This is a genomic window from Petrimonas mucosa (genome assembly GCF_900095795.1).
GTDB lineage: Bacteria > Bacteroidota > Bacteroidia > Bacteroidales > Dysgonomonadaceae > Petrimonas > Petrimonas mucosa.
This window is the reverse complement of record NZ_LT608328.1, coordinates 2256848-2274476: the sequence shown is the minus strand read 5'-3', so window position 1 is coordinate 2274476 and position 17629 is coordinate 2256848. Positions and strand designations below refer to the sequence as shown.

At 41.4% G+C, this 17629-nt stretch carries 13 protein-coding genes; 7 read left to right on the top strand and 6 right to left on the bottom strand.

Annotated features, from left to right (window positions below):
• Positions 1–3: 3 nt before the first annotated feature.
• A complete protein-coding gene (locus ING2E5A_RS09225) occupies positions 4–6129 on the top strand; it encodes a DEAD/DEAH box helicase (protein ID WP_071137162.1) in 6126 nt (2041 codons plus the stop codon).
• 105 nt (positions 6130–6234) lie between these two features.
• Here the strand turns inward: ING2E5A_RS09225 and ING2E5A_RS09220 are convergent, their stop codons facing one another.
• Positions 6235–6966: an IS30 family transposase gene (locus ING2E5A_RS09220; protein ID WP_071137161.1), complete on the bottom strand. Its 732-nt coding sequence runs from the start codon at positions 6964–6966 to the stop codon at positions 6235–6237.
• A 172-nt stretch (positions 6967–7138) separates the two neighbouring features.
• Positions 7139–7465: a hypothetical protein gene (locus ING2E5A_RS09215; protein WP_154670069.1), complete on the bottom strand. Its 327-nt coding sequence runs from the start codon at positions 7463–7465 to the stop codon at positions 7139–7141.
• 165 nt (positions 7466–7630) lie between these two features.
• On the opposite strand from ING2E5A_RS09215, the gene ING2E5A_RS09210 reads away from it, so the two are divergent.
• The 6 genes from ING2E5A_RS09210 (at position 7631) to ING2E5A_RS09190 (ending at position 13800) form a co-directional block, all read left to right on the top strand.
• Entirely contained in the window at positions 7631–8980 is a 1350-nt protein-coding gene (locus tag ING2E5A_RS09210) for an IS5 family transposase (RefSeq protein WP_071137159.1), read from the top strand.
• Between the two features lie 18 nt (positions 8981–8998).
• Positions 8999–9337: a 5-methylcytosine restriction system specificity protein McrC gene (locus ING2E5A_RS15930; RefSeq protein WP_083373274.1), complete on the top strand. Its 339-nt coding sequence runs from the start codon at positions 8999–9001 to the stop codon at positions 9335–9337.
• A 149-nt stretch (positions 9338–9486) separates the two neighbouring features.
• Positions 9487–10794: a Gfo/Idh/MocA family oxidoreductase gene (locus ING2E5A_RS09200; RefSeq protein WP_071137157.1), complete on the top strand. Its 1308-nt coding sequence runs from the start codon at positions 9487–9489 to the stop codon at positions 10792–10794.
• Positions 10795–11046: 252 nt separating this feature from the next.
• On the top strand, positions 11047–11193 hold the full coding sequence (locus tag ING2E5A_RS15050; RefSeq protein WP_083373273.1) for a DUF4372 domain-containing protein: 147 nt from the start codon (positions 11047–11049) through the stop codon (positions 11191–11193).
• A gap of 5 nt (positions 11194–11198) precedes the next feature.
• Positions 11199–12275, top strand: a complete 1077-nt coding sequence (locus ING2E5A_RS09195) for an IS4 family transposase (protein WP_083373272.1) — start codon at positions 11199–11201, stop codon at positions 12273–12275.
• A gap of 196 nt (positions 12276–12471) precedes the next feature.
• Complete coding sequence (locus ING2E5A_RS09190) at positions 12472–13800, top strand: IS1380 family transposase (RefSeq protein ID WP_071136792.1); 1329 nt, start codon at positions 12472–12474, stop codon at positions 13798–13800.
• 282 nt (positions 13801–14082) lie between these two features.
• On the opposite strand, the gene ING2E5A_RS09185 is transcribed toward ING2E5A_RS09190, so the two are convergent.
• The 4 genes from ING2E5A_RS09185 to ING2E5A_RS09170 all read right to left on the bottom strand — a co-directional run bounded on the left by ING2E5A_RS09185 (position 14083) and on the right by ING2E5A_RS09170 (position 17498).
• Positions 14083–14955 carry a hypothetical protein gene (locus tag ING2E5A_RS09185; RefSeq protein WP_071137155.1) on the bottom strand — a complete coding sequence of 291 codons (873 nt, stop codon included), beginning with the start codon at positions 14953–14955 and terminating at the stop codon, positions 14083–14085.
• 30 nt (positions 14956–14985) lie between these two features.
• Positions 14986–15744 (bottom strand): LytR/AlgR family response regulator transcription factor, encoded by a 759-nt coding sequence (locus ING2E5A_RS09180; protein ID WP_071137154.1) that lies wholly within the window; start codon positions 15742–15744, stop codon positions 14986–14988.
• Positions 15745–15814: 70 nt separating this feature from the next.
• Positions 15815–16879: a sensor histidine kinase gene (locus ING2E5A_RS09175; RefSeq protein ID WP_071137153.1), complete on the bottom strand. Its 1065-nt coding sequence runs from the start codon at positions 16877–16879 to the stop codon at positions 15815–15817.
• A gap of 31 nt (positions 16880–16910) precedes the next feature.
• Positions 16911–17498, bottom strand: a complete 588-nt coding sequence (locus ING2E5A_RS09170) for an outer membrane beta-barrel protein (protein WP_083373271.1) — start codon at positions 17496–17498, stop codon at positions 16911–16913.
• Between the last annotated feature and the right edge of the window lie 131 nt (positions 17499–17629).

The window sequence follows — 17629 nt, the reverse complement described above, 5'->3', positions numbered from 1 at the left end:
AATATGAAGTTTGAAAACATATACAAAGAAACAGAAGAGAATATGCGCTTAGCATTACTTTCTCTTTGGGCACCAGGAAGTCATCCAATGCGTTCTGCAATTGATGAACTTTTTGATAGAGAACCATTGTTGGCTGAACCTGTCTTCCAAAGTACATTTGGTTGGGAGCCTTCTTCAGATGAAACTTGGAGGTCTGCAATCAACAGAGATGTCTGGAATAAGCTTGAAAAGATCCGTGAAAACAAGGCCATCGAAGCAGGGAAAACGTTTCGACCATTTGTCCCATTCAAGCATCAGGCAGAGAGTTGGAAAACACTGGCAGAAAACAAAAGTATTGTTGTAACTTCAGGTACAGGCTCTGGTAAAACTGAGTGTTTTATGTATCCTGTTTTGAGTGACTTGTATGAACAAGGCCACACAAATGCTATCGAAGCCATCTTCCTTTACCCACTGAATGCATTGATGGAAGACCAAAAGAAACGTCTTTCAGAGTATTGTGAAGCAACCAATTTGCATTTTGCTGTCTATAATGGTGATACTCCTGAATATCGTGCTGATGGGCGTGACGAAATACTTCCGAATGAGATTGTTACTCGTGATGATATCAGAGATCCAAAACATCAAGGCACACGACCCGAAATTCTTCTGACTAACCCTAGCATGTTAGAATATATACTTGTGCGCCAAAAGGACCAAGATATGATAAAAGAGTCAGCAGGTAAACTTCGCTGGATTGTTATCGATGAAGCTCATAGTTACTCTGGTTCTGCAGCAGTTGAACTAGCATATCAGATAAAACGAATATTAGAAGCATTTGATAGAACACCAGAACAAGTTAGGTTTGCATGTACATCAGCAACTATTGGAGGTGAAGAAGGAGCACAGTCACTTGCAGATTTTATATCAACTGTCACTGGACAACCAGTTGAACAGATAAAGGTGATTGGAGGTAATCGTTTGGTTCGCCCACTTGATAAGGACGAACTCTCTTCTGAACTGAAAAAGAACAATCTTCCTTCAGTTGACAAAGTTCTATCGCTACGCGACAAAATTAACAAGGTTCCAGGCATGACACTTCAGCAAATGTGGGAGTGGTTATGTCCAGATACTCCATATAACAAGGAGAAATTGTTGCCAGCTTTACAACTCCTGGATAAACTTTGTGAAATGTCGCAAGGCAACAATCCTGTTCTATCCCTAAGGGCACATTATTTTATGCGCGCAATAAGCGGACTTTATGCTTGTGCTAATGCTGATTGCCAAGGGGTCAACCCTGCTGTACCGATGTATGGGCATCTTACTACATATAAAGCATCAGTATGTCCTGAATGTGGCGTTCCTCTGCTCGAAATAGTACAATGTAAGCGATGTGGTGGATTTGTTCTTATGGGATGTAGTGATTCACAGAACCATAAGATTTTTCCTTGTGAAGATGGTGCTAATAGAGATGATTATTTCTCTATAGACCTTTCACCAGAACAAGAAGAAGAGGATGAATTGGTTAGTGCAGGTCGTCCTGACACATTCTTCTTAATGCCTTATGAAAAAGAGAAGTTCTTTAATCCTGTAAGCAAAGCACATGTTGGCACAATGGATATAATTCATAGTGCTAATGGAACGGTACTTGAAGTACGTTCCGACAACGAAGGTCAGTGGGTTGAAGTTAGAAAAGATGATGGACATTCATATTGTCCAAGTTGTGGCCGTTTAGCTCAGGGCAAACGCCTAAATTTAAAACACTTTAGAATTCCTATCAACTTTATCAACCAAACTGTCTCTCCCGTTTTCCTTCGTGAATGCGCTCCTGAAGGAAGAAGCTGGGGAAAGTATATTGCATTTACTGATAGCCGTCAAGGAACTGCAATTTCTGCCAAAACGTTTAATATCAATGTTGAACGAAATCAAAGTTATGAAAACATTTTGGAAAGACTTGCACAAATACAAGCGGTGAATCCATTAGATGCAATTCCAGAACCAGTAAGGAAACTCTTAACAGCTGAACAAATAGCATCGATTATGGCGACAGCCCCATCTTCGCCAGATGGTGTATCTCTTTATGATTTTTCGGAAGAGATTTATAATCAAGCGATGTTTGATCATCTGTCCAACACTGATGGTGCAAAAAACAAGAAAGCTTACAAGGCTGCTTTAGTTAGAGGAATTATAGGTAGACGACCTGCTTATGAAACCAATGCAGAAACAATGGGATTCATTTATCTTGATTATCCTTCATTGAAAACTGCCAAAGTACCATCAATCTTAGCGGATTATGCCGATAAAAATAACATTCGTATTGAAGATAAAGACTGGCAAGACTATCTTAAACTTGCTATCGACTATGTTATGAGACTGAATAACCATATTCAGCCATTAGTAGATGATGAGAAGAAATATGTTCGTGACAGCAATTTGAGTAGTCCTATTGCGGCAGCCGACGATACAAGAGAAAAGCTCAAACATTGGCCATCAGTGAAGATTAATGAAGGTGGAAATGTTTCAGAACAACAGTCTCGTCTAGTAGTTCTTCTTTGTGCAGGTATAGGTATACATACACTAGACCAACTTCAAGCTAATGTCAGGGTTGTTGATGCCGTTATTCAAGAAGCATGGAACACTCTGATTGAGAAGAAGATATTTACGAAGGTAAAAGCTGACGACACCGAAGGCTATAATAACACTCGCTTCTATCCTGATGATAAATACGTTGATTGCTATTTTCTCGACCTCTCAGGTAAAGAAGGGAATAATGTATGTAAAATCAAGAGATTGCAAGAAGGATGGATATGTCCTGTAACATATCAGATTCTTGACACTACTTTCTGCGGATATAGCCCACTGATCGTAGGTACTATCTGTGAAAAGTTATTTGCTAAATACAAGTGCGATGGTACAAAGATATCTTTACCTTCAAGACCCAAAGATAATGATGAAGTCATAGAATGGGAAAAGAATGATAATAATATCAAGAACCTGAAGGCTAACGGTTTATGGACTGACCGACATAAGTATTCATATCACAAGACTCCTATATATATAGCTGCAGAGCATTCTGCCCAACAATCTAAGAAGTTGTTGCGTGATTACACAAAAGCATTTAGCCAAAAGAACCCATTAGTCAATGTTCTGCACTGTTCTACCACAATGGAAATGGGTGTTGATATTGGTGACATTGATGTGGTTCTGATGGACACTGTTCCTCCTACAGCTGCTAATTATCTTCAGCGTGTGGGTCGTGCTGGTCGTATGGGACAAAGCAAAGCTATAGCTTTCTCCCTCTGCAATAACACCCCTGTAGGTCAACATGCTTTTGCTAATCCTATGTGGGCTCTTCAAACGACACAGCACATGATTAAGGTTCGTCCAAGCCAGACTATCATACAGCGACATATAAACTCTTTCTTCTTCAGACAATTTATTTGCGATAATGGATCTGGTATTCAAGCTACTATGTCCGTTGACGAGTTTATGACTTCTACATGTGATACGTTTGTTCAATTTTTGGATGATATGAGAGCTAATCAAGCAGAGGAGCGTAAATTCAAGAAGGTATTTGGGGAGAGCACCCCTTATACGATTAATATCACTAAAGATTCAATACAAACTATACAGAAAGAATACAATGATATAATTGGCGAACTTAATGATGCGTTTGTTCAATTCAAGAACGACACAAGACGCCAAATGGCTATTAGCAATCAGATTCGCAAATCAAAATCCGAAGGATTGCTGAATTATCTATCCGAACATCAGTTTATCCCTAATGCTAATATGCCAACGGGAGTCGTGACATTTGACTTTACTGATAGAGACCAGGCTGTTAAGCTTCATCGTTTATATGATAAGGCAGAAAACCTCCAGAACAAGATTGCAGCAGAAAGTGATAGTGTAGAGAAGTTTAATTTGCAGAACGAGCTAAATAAGGTTCAAAAGGAAATTGCAGAACTTCGCCGTGCTACCACTGCTTCCCGTGATATCCATACGGCTCTTAATGAGTACGCCCCAGAACAAACCGTAGTCGTAAACGAAAAGAACTATGTTTCCGCAGGAATAAAACTTCTTGGCGCATACAATGAAGAAACTCAAACTAGAGCAATATATCATTGTACTCATTGTGGTCATACTGAATACAGAAGAAATTTGGACGAGAACAGAATCTGTCCTATCTGTCAGAATCCCTATCATAGTATAATCGATAGAGACCATGACACATATACATTAGCTTATGAACCTATAGGCTTTTGTACAGACCAAAATGTTGACAGTTCACGCGAAGAGAAAACAGAGAAACACTTCTACGACATTAGACCTGTTTTACTAAAAACAGATTGGAGTCAACATAAGGCAATCAACATGGTCGAAATCATTAGCAGTGGTGAGACTGGTAATATATTATTCTATAATGTTGGAAATGGTCATGGTTTTGCTTTCTGTAAGCGTTGTGGTCGAGCTTCCATAGAGTATTCTGCAACTTCAACAAAAGAAAGTATTCCGTATTCAGTAAAACCTGGCCACAAGAGATTATGGGGAGATGATTGTGAGGCAAACGATGGAGATATTGCACGACATGTCGTATTCACAGGTAATCATCCCACATGCTATACTGTACTTCGTTTCAAAAAAGATGCCGCTTCATCTGAATATGAAATGGATGAGCAACTTGTATTTTCTCTAGGTGTAGTTCTAAAACGGGCCTTAGCAAAAAGTGAAGGTATCGATGAAGGGGAAATTGATTTTGGCATTAAACAAGAGATCAATGCTTGGGTTCTATTTATATATGACACAGCAAAAGGTGGATGCGGATATTCGCTGAAACTGATGAATCCCGTCCTTTGTCAGGAAATATTTGACATCGCCAGAAAAGACCTTGAAGAGACAAATTGTAACTGTCACGTTGATGGTGGTGCTTGTGCGAGATGTCTTGTAGATAGAAACAACTACAGATATTCACATCTTTTGTCTAAAGCTAAAGTAATGGATTGGCTTAACAGACAAAAGGACAAAGCCCTTGACGTACCCAGCTCAATCAAGGCTGTTAGTCCGTCTGCCAAGGTTGTTTATCAATCTCTAAAGGATATTTTCAAACAGGCCAATAACGATTCTGAAGTAAAGAAGCTCACTTTGTGTGTATCAGATGAATCTGATGACTATGCCATCAGTGACTGGTCAAGTGTTCGCTCGGAAATGGGCAAACTCATTAATAATGCCCTAGTGAATGGCAAGAAAATATCACTTGTCGTTGAGTATCATCCAGAACTACATACATCGCTCTCAGGCAAATTACCTTTCATAAATCTAAAGGATAAATTTCCGGATTGTAATGTGCAACTGGTTAAAGACATGGGTGTTTTGAAAACTTCAATAATAGTTGAAACATCAAACAAGACAAGAAGATATTTCACTAATAAGGAGGCAGTTCTATCATTCTCCAATAACTGGGGAAAGAATTGCAGTCATGTATTTGTTGATTCTTCTTTGCCTACATTTGTAAGTCAAGATGAACCGACCTACACAGTTTCACCTTCACAGATTGTCCGTGAAGGTATAACTCATGCGACAACATTTCAGATAAAGAATTATTTTTCTACTGCCATTGCACCATATGTACTGAAAAAGGATGATATTGACATTCTTTCTGATATCCTCAGAGGGAAACGTGTGGATATATCATTTAGTGACATGTATGTAAACAGCGCATTAGCAAGTCTTATGCTGGTTTATCTTATTGATGAGATGCGCAATTTATTCGGCTTTTCTATAGATAATATCACTTTGCAATTAGATTCGCCAAAGCGTAAATGTGTCAATGAACGATTTAATGACTGGACTCCTATTAGCATGAATTTCTCATCTAAGGAGGAAGCTGACAAATATACAGACCAACTTTTCCTTGATATTTTTGGAATCGACCCAGAACATTCTTTCAATGATGCAGATCATCACAGATGGTTAAGAATAAACACCGAGGATGGCGCACTTGTTGAAATACGTCCTGATCATGGTATAAGTGGTGGCTATAGGTCTGATAGTAAATATATGAATCTCGATACTCTCAGTGGGTCAGTCAGTGTTGTACGTAATAATGAAGATGTACTGTACTATGTTATAATTAAGAAAAGTAGCTCATGTTGACAGAAGAACAAAAAGCAGTTCATTCGGAATATAGAAAGTATCTGCGCATTGTTGAAGGCATAAAAGGAAATATGCTGAATGGCAGAGTCAAGCAGCAAGTGCAATTTACATTAATTGTTTGTAAAACTCAACTTTGGGTGTGTTAAAGTCCAATTTTTTCCTCGGTCTTTCATTCAGCCTGTGCTGTATCCGCTTCAATCTGTCGGGTGGATAGTCCTTGAAGGACGCCCCCTTGGGGATGTATTGCCGGATGAGCTTGTTCGCGTTTTCGATCGATCCTTTTTGCCATGCCAAATAGGGGTCGGTGAAGTACACCGGGGCTTCCAGCATCTCCGTGATCCGTTCGTGCGCCGCGAACTCCAAGCCGTTGTCCGTGGTGATCGTCCTTATCACGTCCTTGTAGGGTAGCAACATGCGGCACAGCACCTTGGCCAACCCTTTCGAGTCCCTTCCGCGGGGCAGTTCCCCGATCATCACGAGGTTCGTCTTCCTTTCCGTCACCGTCAGTATCGCCTCCGACTGGTCGGCCCCTATCATCGTGTCCATCTCGAAGTCGCCGAAGCGCTTCCCGTCGGCCTCCACGGGCCTTTCCCGGATGCTCCTGCGGTTGGGGATGCCTCTAACGGAGCCCACCGGTCTCTTGCGGTGCTTGAGCCTGTGACGGCAATGCTTGTAAAGGTCGCCCCCGCGCTTGTCCTTGTTGCGCTGCAACTCCCTGGACACCGCTGAAGGACTGACACCTATCAAGCTCGCGATCGTCCGCTGGGTGTCACCGTTTTCTAAACCTAAATAAATCGCGTACCTTTGTTCTGAAGTTAACTGTTTGTATTTTTTCATAAGCAACATAATAGTTAATTTTAGGGAGACTTCGGTCTCCTTTTTCTTTTATGTTGCTGTCCGACTCTCTTCGGGGGCTTGCGCGCCCCCGGCCGTTAGGCAAACCCCCCCGGTGTTTTTCATGATTGTTGTGAAGAATCATTTCAAAAAACAACACGTGGATGTTGCACTTCTAAGTTGAACTTAGGTCATATTTCGACCCTTTCAACAATAGAAATATGATCCAGATGACATTAAGTGTAATGATTATGTGGGTAATCTGTGGAACCAGATTGGCTGCATCCCATGATACTACAAATAGTCCCATTGTACCATAATAATATTGTGGTAGCAATGCAATTGCAAGAACTAGATCCTTCCTTGTAATTTGGAAGCAAATAAAGCAGGCCAGATATGCAATGATGGATAGGGAACAGGCATTAAAGGCCAACCATTGCATCAAACCAAACTTGGCTGTTGCCAGGAAGAAATATGCACTGTTCAACAATGAGAGTAACATCAATATTGCCAATTGTATTAGCCCGTAATAACCGAGCACATTAATTGTATTTAGTCAGCCCTTAAAAAGTATTCAATCGTCTATGATACAGTAAAATAATAGATATTTTCCTTGGTTATATCTGCAAGTTTTCGTAAATTTGAGATATAAATCTTGCAGAAAATCATGCTGGCAAAACAACAAGACCGTTCACAACACTCATTGTTCTTTTCACTGGAAAGCACATTGAATCATAAGCACCCGCTATTCATTCTGGCCAATAAAATTGATTGGGAGATGTTTGAAAGAGAGTTCTCACCCCTATATTGTCCCGATCACGGACGTCCGGCGAAGCCCATTCGCCTGATGGTGGGATTATTGATCCTGAAACACATCCGAGATCTCTCGGATGAAAGCGTGGTGGAACAATGGAGTGAAAACAATTACTACCAGTATTTTTGTGGTGAACAGGAATTCCAACCTCGTGTTCCTTGTGAAGCGTCAGAGTTGGTTCATTTCCGTCACCGCATCGGCAAAGAGGGTATTGAGCTGATCTTAAGGGAGAGCATCCGTATCAATGGTAAAGACTCGAACGACAAGGACGTTTACATCGACACCACTGTCCAGGAGAAAAATATCACCTTCCCCACGGATGACAAACTGGCAAAGAAGATTATCAAGAGGTGCTGGAAGATAGCAGACAGGAACAGTTTGGATTTGCGCCAGAGTTACAGGCGAATCCTGAAAGATCTTTCCTACGATCAGCGCTTCCGAAATCACCCACGAAACAAGGGTAAAGCCAGGAAAGCGGATAAGAAAGTGAGAACCATAGCCGGACGGCTGGTACGCGATGTGGAAAGGAAGCTGGGTACCATGGTTGATGGTTACCGGAATGAACTGGACCTGTACAAGCGGGTACTGGCCCAGAAGAAGAAAGACAAGAACAAGGTTTATTCACTGCACGAGGTGGATGTGCAATGCATCAGCAAGGGGAAAGAGCATAAACTGTACGAGTTTGGAAACAAGGTATCCATCACACGAACCGGTAGCGGTGTAATTGTTGGAGCACTGAGTTTTAGAAATGAATTTGACGGGCACACGCTAGACAAGGCTATCGAGCAAGTAGAGAAGTTGACGGAAAGAAAACCCCGAAACGGTATCTGCGACAGGGGGTACCGGGGAAGAAGTAAAGTCAGGGATACACTCATCCACATCCCCAAATCCTTTTCAAAGGCTCTAAGCACCTATAGGAAGAATAAAGAGAGAAAGTACTTCCGCAAGCGGGCAGGTATTGAGCCTGTAATCGGACACCTGAAAGAAGATCACCGTCTCTCCTGCAATTACTACAAGGGAATCACCGGGGATGAGATCAATGTTATGCTCGCAGCTGCCGGATTCAACTTCAAAAGGATGATGAACAAGCGGAAGTCATCTTTTTGGCTCTTCCTTGAAAAGATAATTGTGTTCCTGAACAGGCAACTTCACCCCATCAGGGGAGGTGAAATTTTACAAACCAGAGAAAAATGGGCTTTTTAAGGCTCGACTAAGTATAAGATTGTTTACTCGAGTGAGGAGGATCCTAAAAAGGGGATATCTCAGAGCGACCTTTATCAGATGCTGGCTTATGCAGTGAGATTTAAAGTAGATGAGATTATACTGTTCTATCCAAATACAATCAGTCAGAATCAAGAGAATGAGACATCTCTATCCATAAAGGATGCCTTGGCTGATAATAAAGAGATATTAATTAGAGCTTTTCAGCTGCCAATAATAAAACGGGAATTATTATCTTCTCCACTTAATGAGAAACCCTCTTTAGGTGAGCTGTTCGAGTCTACTAAGCAGGACTTGAAAAAAAGGATCGAGGAAATATTTATACCGATGTTTGATTAAACAACTTTGAATTGCCGTGAATATCAGATATTCTTGCAAAGGAAATACTGGATGCTGTTAAAAACTCGATTTAGAAAAACAATCAATATTTGTTTATTTAAAAACAAATTAAGTTAACTTGCACTTCCTAACTATTATTTATTTTGGCTATGAAAATATCAAGACGTTCTTTTTTGAAGAAAACTTCTGCTACTGTTGCCGCAGGGATGGCTATGCCGTCGTATCTGAGCTCTGCAACTTCTGCTGTATCTGCAAGCGACAGGATTAATGTTGCGCTGATTGGTTGCCGCAATATGGGGTGGAGCAACTTGTCTGATTTTATGAAGTCGGACGAAGTGCGATGCCTGGCTTTATGTGATATTGATAATTCGGTTCTGAACTCTCGCGCAAAGGATCTGGCTTCCTTGCAGAATGAGAAATTTGATCTGTATGGTGATTATAGGCGTATTCTTGATAGAAAGGATATTGATGCGGTGATAATTGGAACCCCGGATCACTGGCATTGCCTGCAGTTTGTTGATGCCTGCAAAGCTGGTAAGGATGTTTACGTTGAGAAGCCTATCGGTAACTCAATAGCTGAATGTGATGTGATGGTTGAGGCTGCAAACAGGTATGAGAGGGTGGTGCAGGTTGGTCAGCAGCAGAGGAGTGCTAATCTTTGGAAGGAGATGATTGAATATCTTGACTCTGGTATATTGGGTGATATTGCACGTATTCATGTGTATGCTAACTTTAATTATGCTGCTATAACCAATAGGGTTCCTGATTCGGAAGTACCGGAAGGTGTTGATTTTGATACATGGCTGGGGCCTGCACCTGACCGTAATTTCAACAGTCAGCGTTTTCACGGTTCATGGAGGATGTTTTGGGATTATGGTGGTGGACTGATGACCGACTGGGGTGTGCATCTGCTGGATATGGCTTTGTGGGCGAAGAGGGTGAAGTCAATGCCTCTTTCTGTTCAGGCTAACGGTGGTAATTTCCTTTTCCCTGATGGTGTGCATGAAACTTTTGATACTCAGTCGGTACTTTACCAGTTTGATGATTATATAATGACCTGGGAGAATAATGCGGGCATGGAATTTGGTCCGTATGGCAAAAATTATGGATTGATTTTCACTGGTAGTAACGGTACTTTGGTTGCAAACAGGGACGATTGGCAGGTGTTTCCTAAAGGTGAATCGGTTGCAGAGAAGATTGTGAAGGCGGACTATAAGGATCACAGGGATCATGTTATGAATTTCCTGGATTGCGTGAAGAAAAGGGACAGGAATACTGCATGCTCAATTGAAACGGGCAGCTTGAGTGCTAAATATGCCCAGCTGGGTAATATTGCTGCCAGATTGAGTGGTACATCATTGCGGTATGATGATAAGAAAAGGACTTTTGGCTCTGCTGAGGCTGACAAGTATCTGAAGCCTGTTTACAGAGATCCCTGGGTGTTCCCAAAGGTATAAGCATAGTTACTTCACGATATTTCATTTTATCGTTTATTTAAATGATATTTTGATATATTTGTAACTAGCAAATTTACAATGTACAAAAAATGGCAATGTTGAGTGTACAACTTTTGGCAACATGCAATGTACAGGTTTAACATTATATTAACTATCACTACTGACCGACAAAAATATTTAGAAAAAAGTAGGGGTTCCACCTAAGTTTCACCCCTAAGTTGTAAATTTGTATTGCAACGCAAATTTTCAACTATGAGCAAAGGTAAGACAAAAAATTTAGTCGGTCAGCCGATTTTTAAACAAATTGTAAAAATGCTGCCACGCGAGCAGTTTGACTTATTGGTACAACAATGCGGTAGCGACCGTTATTATAAAACCTTTTTTCATGGGATCAGCTAATTGTCATGCTATTCGGGATATTTTCACGCTGCGATTCGATGGGCGAAGTGTGCGACAGCATGCGAGCTTTGGAAGGCAAATTGAATTACCTGAATATGGACTGTTCGCCGGCTAAAAGCACTGCAGGCGATGCTTTGCGCGACAGAAGCGAAGAGCTTTTCAAGCTTTATTATTTTGCATTGATAGCTTATTTTCGTCCGCTTTTGTCGGTCAGCCGAAAAAAAGATGTGAGTTTTGAAGAATTCTACGCCTTTGATTCAAGCACATTCACTCTGTTTTCGGAAGTCATGAAGGGTGTTGGGCGCAACCGTAAAGATGACGGCAAGAAAAAAGGCGGGCTAAAAGTGCATATGCTGACCGACATACACGCCGACACGGCGGTTTTTGCCACTATCAGCGAAGCCAAAATGCATGACAAAAAGTTTCTGGCACATCTAAATCCGGCAAAAGGCAGTATGTTGGTTTTCGATAAAGCCTACAACTTTTATCAGCAGTTTGCCGATTGGACAAGGGAGGGCGTAAATTTCGTCTGCCGCCTGAAAGATAATGCCAAAGCCCAATTACAGGAGGTTCTTTTTGAAAAAAATCTCACAAAAGAAGAATTTGGCGTTTATAAGATAGGACACATTCATTTGGAGTATAAGCGAGAGAAGAAACCCGAAACGCTATGTCTTCGCTTGGTTTACTACAAAGACGAAAAAGGCAGAAAGTACAAGTTTATCACCAACAATTGGGAAATAACGCCCGAAGAGGTGGCTTTGATTTATAAATACCACTGGACGATAGAGTTGACGTTCAAGAAACTGAAACAAAACTTTCAGTTGCATTTCTTTTACTCAGAAACAGAGAACGGAATAAAAACGCAAATCTGGTGTACGCTGATTGCACACTTGCTGTTGAACGTTGTAAGGGTTTTGTCCGAAAGCAAAAAAGCGTTTTCAACCATTGCTGCTTTGATCAGGATACACCTAATAAGCCATTTGAACTTAACATGGGTAGTAACCGAAGGACGCAGAGCCTACACTAAACGCACAAAAAGTAGAAATAAAAGTCCAGCAAACGTGCAGATGTCGTTGTTCTAAGTGGGGGGGGAGCTTTTTGAAAAAAGGCAAGCAAGAAATACAACTAATTAATAAACAGTAAACTAAAAATAAATATCGACTGATTTTAAGTTTAGTCGGTTAATAGTATACCTAAAAGTCTCAAATAAAAGTTGCATATGTCAGGTAAAGTATTTATCTTTAAAGTGTTATACAAAAACAAACATTCACCCGACACATGCAAGACAAAAATAGTAAAAAAATCTCATTTACTGCCTGTTCAGTAAAGAAAAAGTTCAGTTCAGAACAATTAACATCATATTCAGGGTTAAGCGTAACCTCTGATTTTATCAACCATTGCGGTATTTATGGCAAGCTGGAACATCTTTTTCCAACCATCCGCCACAATGCAAGCCGTTTCAGCACAGCCCAAATACTCTCAAGTATCCTGTTGGCATCGTTGTGCGGTGTTCACCGTTTGAAGCGGATTGAAAACTTCACCTTTGACGCCTTGGTTGCCCGCTTGTTGAAGTTACCCAAGAACATTGACGAGGACACCATACGCCGCCATTTGACAGGTTTGGGTGAAAGGGGCGCCCGTTCGCTTCACGAGTTGTTATTGGATTTTACCGGCTTGCAAGTTTCCCGTTGCGGGTTAAAACGCGTGACGCTTGATTGCGACTCAAGCACATTTACCGTTTACGGCAACCAACAAGGGGCTGAGGTGGGTTATAACTCGCATAAGAAGGGTTCGAAAAGCTATCACCCCATCTTATGTTTTGTCACGGAGATGAAACTGCTTGTCAATTCATGGCTCCGCCCGGGTTCAGCTTACACCTCAAACGGGGTTTGTGAGTTTGTCAAAGAAACCTTGGCCGCTCTTCCCCAAAAGGTGGAGAAGGTGTTTTTCAGGGCCGACAGCGGTTTTTTCAATGGTGGATTATTTAATTTGTTAGAAGACGGTAAACATGAATATTTGGTGAAAGTAAAGCTGAAAAACCTGAAAGATTTACTTGCCGGGCAGACTTGGCAGCCGATTGGCCCACGGACGGCGACCTGTCAGTTTACACATCAATGTAGCGGTTGGAGGAATCCCCGCATGTTTTATGCCGTGCGCATCATAAAGCAAATGGTTGAAGTCGATTATTTTGGCGAAAAACAATTTGTACCCGAGTATGAGTACTTTTGCTATTGCTCGAACCTGAAAGGATTGGATGCCTTGCAGCTCCATACCCTTTATGGATCCCGATCAGAGAGTGAGAATTGGATCGAGCAAACCAAAAACTCGCTTTGTGCGGGAAAAACCATCACGCATGATTTTTGGGTAAACGATATTCTTTGGCAACTTTCGTCATTTGCCTACAGTTTATCGGTGCTCATGCGATACCGGGGCGACTTTTGGGTTTGGCGTCAAGAGCACTCTACCTTCCGAGAATGGTTTATCCGAGTGCCGGGAAAAGTGGTGAAATCCGGCAGGCAGGTCACGGTAAAAATGCCAAAGGAGTATTACCGAAAAGCGGGGTGGCGTGATTTTGAGCAGCGAATAACGACAACGATGACCGGATGACGGATTTTCACTTAATCGTCCATCGCCATCTTTCGTGTCGTAAAAGGGTTTATGACAAGGAATTGCCATGCCTTGGAAGAGTGATAATGTTAATATATATAAAAATGCCACCATAAAAAGTAAATCAACACGTTAAACGTGCAAGAAACAGTGAAGATGAAAAGAAAATAAAACGGTATCTCTCGAAAAAAAAGAGAAATTCCGCTTTGAAAACTATTAACTTGAGTTGGGAATTTTAAATGAGATTTTTAAGGTATATTTATATCTATATGATTGTTATGTCTATACATGATGGTGAGTATTGATATTTCTCAATAAAATGGTTGTGCATACAATCGCAACAAGTGCGATAGCGGGAATAAGAAAGATGGCCGGAATGACATTTTGACCGTCCATCGACATGGCAATCAATTTTGCAATCAATGCCAGCATCAGCAACGAAAGGAAAACAAGATAGACCGGGGCAAAAAGATAGCCATATTTACTTTTTCTGATCAGTAATAATCCTGCCACGATTGAAAAAGGCAGGAATAACGATAGATCGAACGCCTGGACGGTAAGCGTCGTGTAATGCTCTACCTCAAGCGGAATGATGGTTCTGTCGAGTAGTGGGGGAACTACGACACGCAGCCACAATAGGGTGATAATAATTGCGTTGAGAATTAAAAATCCACCCGCAAACTTAACTGGTGCCTTTTCACTGAAGATAGCCGGAAGCTGGTCGGTCTCAATTGACAACAGCGTGAGGAGAAAGGCAAAAAATGAAAATCCCGTTAAGGCTACATAAACCAGGAACATGACATTATACATGGCCATGTTCATATAAAAGAGATAAGTTACAAAAAAGTAACTTAGTACGCCAGCCAGGAGGAACTTACCGGTAAGCGATTGAACTCTGAAGCGGTACAGTGCAACCAGCAGAAAGGGAATGGCGATGAAAAGGGTCACACAATCCTGGGCTATCCCTTGAATGGCAACATCGGCCGACATGTCTTGGTACAAGCCATCGCCATGGATTGTAACGGTTTGGCCCCGAATCGATCTGTATTCATACTCGCCACTGCCCCCCGTAGAGAAAATTCCTGCAACCGTTGCTGCTGATGCGAACAGGACAATCAAAAATACAAGGTTGGTGATAATCTTTTTGTTTTGCATGATTATTTTAATTTTCAAAGGTTGTTTCTCCTATCTGTCAAGCCACCTCCAGAAGTTGGAAGCCCGTTCAATGCTCACAATTGTATCTGAATTATCCTCAGGTTGTGGGATAAGCTCTAACTTGACCCTGCTGCGGGATAATGTCGTCATCTTGGTTATGGATCTCATGTTGACAAGATACTTGCGATTGATGCGGAAAAATTCGTTTGGATTGACCATTTCCTCTAGTTTGTCAAGTGAAAAATCAACAGGATAACTATTGCCCTTGAACAGTTTGAGGTAAACAGACTTCTCAAATATATAGAAGTATGCCACATTCTCAATATCCACCTTGGAGAGTCTCTCGCCGATTTGGATGATAAATCTCTTCTTGTATTCCGCCTCCTTGCCTTCAATTTGCTTCAACAGGTGATCAAAGTCGATGGTAAAGCTTGTTTTTAGTGTTTTATATTTCCGGAGGCTTGCTTCCAGATCATTAATTCGAATGGGTTTTAAAAGATATGCAATGCTGTTCAGCTCAAACGCTTTGATGGCATACTGGTCATAGGCAGTTGTGAAGATAATGGGTGTATTTATTATCTGTATCTGATCGAAGATGCTGAAACTGATCCCGTCGGAAAGCTGTATGTCAAGAAAAATCAGATCTGCCTGATTCTTCATGAGCCAGTTGACAGATTTCTTAATCGACTCGATCTTAGCCCTTACTTTTATGGTAGGGTCAACTTCGAGCAACAAACGCTCCAGCTTTTCGGCAGCAATTTTTTCGTCTTCAATAATCAATACATCCATATTTAATCAATTGGCTATCGGTTGTGTTGCATGGTTCCAACCTGATGTGGATATTTTGTTGATCCAACACTCAATATTGTTCAATTATAGGTAATCTGGCAATAAACCGGTTGTTATCCACATGGAAGTCTGGCTGTATACCACCAATCATAGCATACCTCTTTTGTAGATTCTTTAGACCAATTCCGGTTGATTTGCCGCGAGATATTTTTGGCTCTATCTTATTACTGATGATGATGAAATTATTTTCAAAAGCGATGTCGATATGAAGCGGCTTCGATTCGTTAACCACGTTGTGCTTTATCGCATTCTCAACTATGATCTGGAAGGAGAGGGGTGGCAAATAACAATTCATGATTGAGGCAGGAAGGTTGATGGAGTGGGTGAGAGAGGCTCCGTAACGAATTTCCTGCAGAAAGAAGTATGAGCGTATAAAGTCGAGCTCTTTCTCCAGGGGGGTGACAGTCTGTTCGATGGTGTCGAGCACATAACGATAGATGTGTGAAAATTCATCTACGAACTGTTCCGCCTTCTTTGCATCCTTGCTTATCAATCCCGATAAAACATTCAAGCTATTGAAGAGAAAATGGGGATTGATCTGACTCTTCAACAGCTCGAACTTGATTTGGGTCAATTCCTCTTTCAGGGAGTTGGCCAGTAGCTCTGCTTCATTTTTCTTCCTAGAGAAGACCAGACCTTCGAGGATGGAGATCAATAAAATATTGGCTACCGAAAATATAAGTGCATTGTTCAGCAGGACGTTGCTTAAAGCATGTGAATAGGGACTTAATGCATTGGCAAATAGTGTAAAACAGACTGAAAAGAACACTGCAATGATGATGGTAAAACCAAATTCAATCACAACCCTCTTGATGGCTTTCGTTTCCCATGGAGCTTCTCTTTTCAAGACCTGAATGATCATCAAGTCTGAATATGCTACAAAGAGTGAAGCCAATAGGCTTAATGAACAGCCACGTGCCAGACGCAAAAGAAAATGCTGGAAGTTCTTCAGTGCAAAATAGCCACTGAAATGGTTGTACGTGATGACATTGACCTGTATGACTACAACTAAAACCATAAGCAGCCAAGCCAGCTGCTTATAGGAGATCAGTTCCTTGTCTATCTTGAACACCATTTGCCAAATAGGAATAGTCTGTTATCCTTTTTCAGAATTGCTTTATCAGTCCAATTCGAAGAGAGAGATAGTGATAATCGAAGTTCATCATCGTTCCATTAAAATCTGTATCCCGGTTCAGCGCGTTGAATTTCAGACCTGCAGTTAAACTCCAACTCTTTCCCAGGTCATAACTCGCTCCACCAGCCAGCTGGAAGCCCAATCCATGTCCTGTATCGTTGATGATATCGCCTTCGCTATTTTCAGTCTCAATATGGTTGTACAAAGCTCCACCCCGTAAATAGTATGAAAATGGGGAATCACCAATCGGATGCGTGAACTGAAGACCGAGAAGATATCCCGTCTCTTCGAAACAGACATCGTTACCGGCAAATGAGTTGTCGGCAGACAGCTTATTCCAACCCCAGCCTGCATAAGCCCCGAGATGAGTCATCAAGCGGTAGTGTAATAGAAGTTCATACCCTCCACCGACATTCAGGCTGGTATTGTTTAACTCTTTTGTTGCCAATGAGGCCCCGCCATTGATCTCAAATCCAAATCTCTTGTTGCTGTTTTGGGCGAAGATGCCTGTGGTGAACAGCAGAACCATTCCTACGACAGTAAATACTTTTGTTTTCATTTTTTCAATATAAAATTTTAAAATTACTCGGCAAAAGTATTTAGCTTCAGTGCATTATTCAAATAAAATCGGTTGAGTCCGCCTATCTGCCTGCCGAACGCGTCAACTTCTGTTCTAAGCACGTCTTTTTG

Bases quoted from the DNA above. Each gene is read 5' to 3' on its own strand.
- ING2E5A_RS09220 (WP_071137161.1), bottom strand. From the start codon at position 6,966: ATGAAAAAATACAAACAGTTAACTTCAGAACAAAGGTACGCGATTTAT.
- ING2E5A_RS09180 (WP_071137154.1), bottom strand. From the start codon at position 15,744: ATGGATGTATTGATTATTGAAGACGAAAAAATTGCTGCCGAAAAGCTG.
- ING2E5A_RS09215 (WP_154670069.1), bottom strand. From the start codon at position 7,465: ATGTTACTCTCATTGTTGAACAGTGCATATTTCTTCCTGGCAACAGCC.
- ING2E5A_RS09175 (WP_071137153.1), bottom strand. From the start codon at position 16,879: ATGGTGTTCAAGATAGACAAGGAACTGATCTCCTATAAGCAGCTGGCT.
- ING2E5A_RS09200 (WP_071137157.1), top strand. From the start codon at position 9,487: ATGAAAATATCAAGACGTTCTTTTTTGAAGAAAACTTCTGCTACTGTT.
- ING2E5A_RS09195 (WP_083373272.1), top strand. From the start codon at position 11,199: ATGCTATTCGGGATATTTTCACGCTGCGATTCGATGGGCGAAGTGTGC.
- ING2E5A_RS09190 (WP_071136792.1), top strand. From the start codon at position 12,472: ATGCAAGACAAAAATAGTAAAAAAATCTCATTTACTGCCTGTTCAGTA.
- ING2E5A_RS09185 (WP_071137155.1), bottom strand. From the start codon at position 14,955: ATGCAAAACAAAAAGATTATCACCAACCTTGTATTTTTGATTGTCCTG.
- ING2E5A_RS09210 (WP_071137159.1), top strand. From the start codon at position 7,631: ATGCTGGCAAAACAACAAGACCGTTCACAACACTCATTGTTCTTTTCA.
- ING2E5A_RS15050 (WP_083373273.1), top strand. From the start codon at position 11,047: ATGAGCAAAGGTAAGACAAAAAATTTAGTCGGTCAGCCGATTTTTAAA.
- ING2E5A_RS09170 (WP_083373271.1), bottom strand. From the start codon at position 17,498: ATGAAAACAAAAGTATTTACTGTCGTAGGAATGGTTCTGCTGTTCACC.
- ING2E5A_RS09225 (WP_071137162.1), top strand. From the start codon at position 4: ATGAAGTTTGAAAACATATACAAAGAAACAGAAGAGAATATGCGCTTA.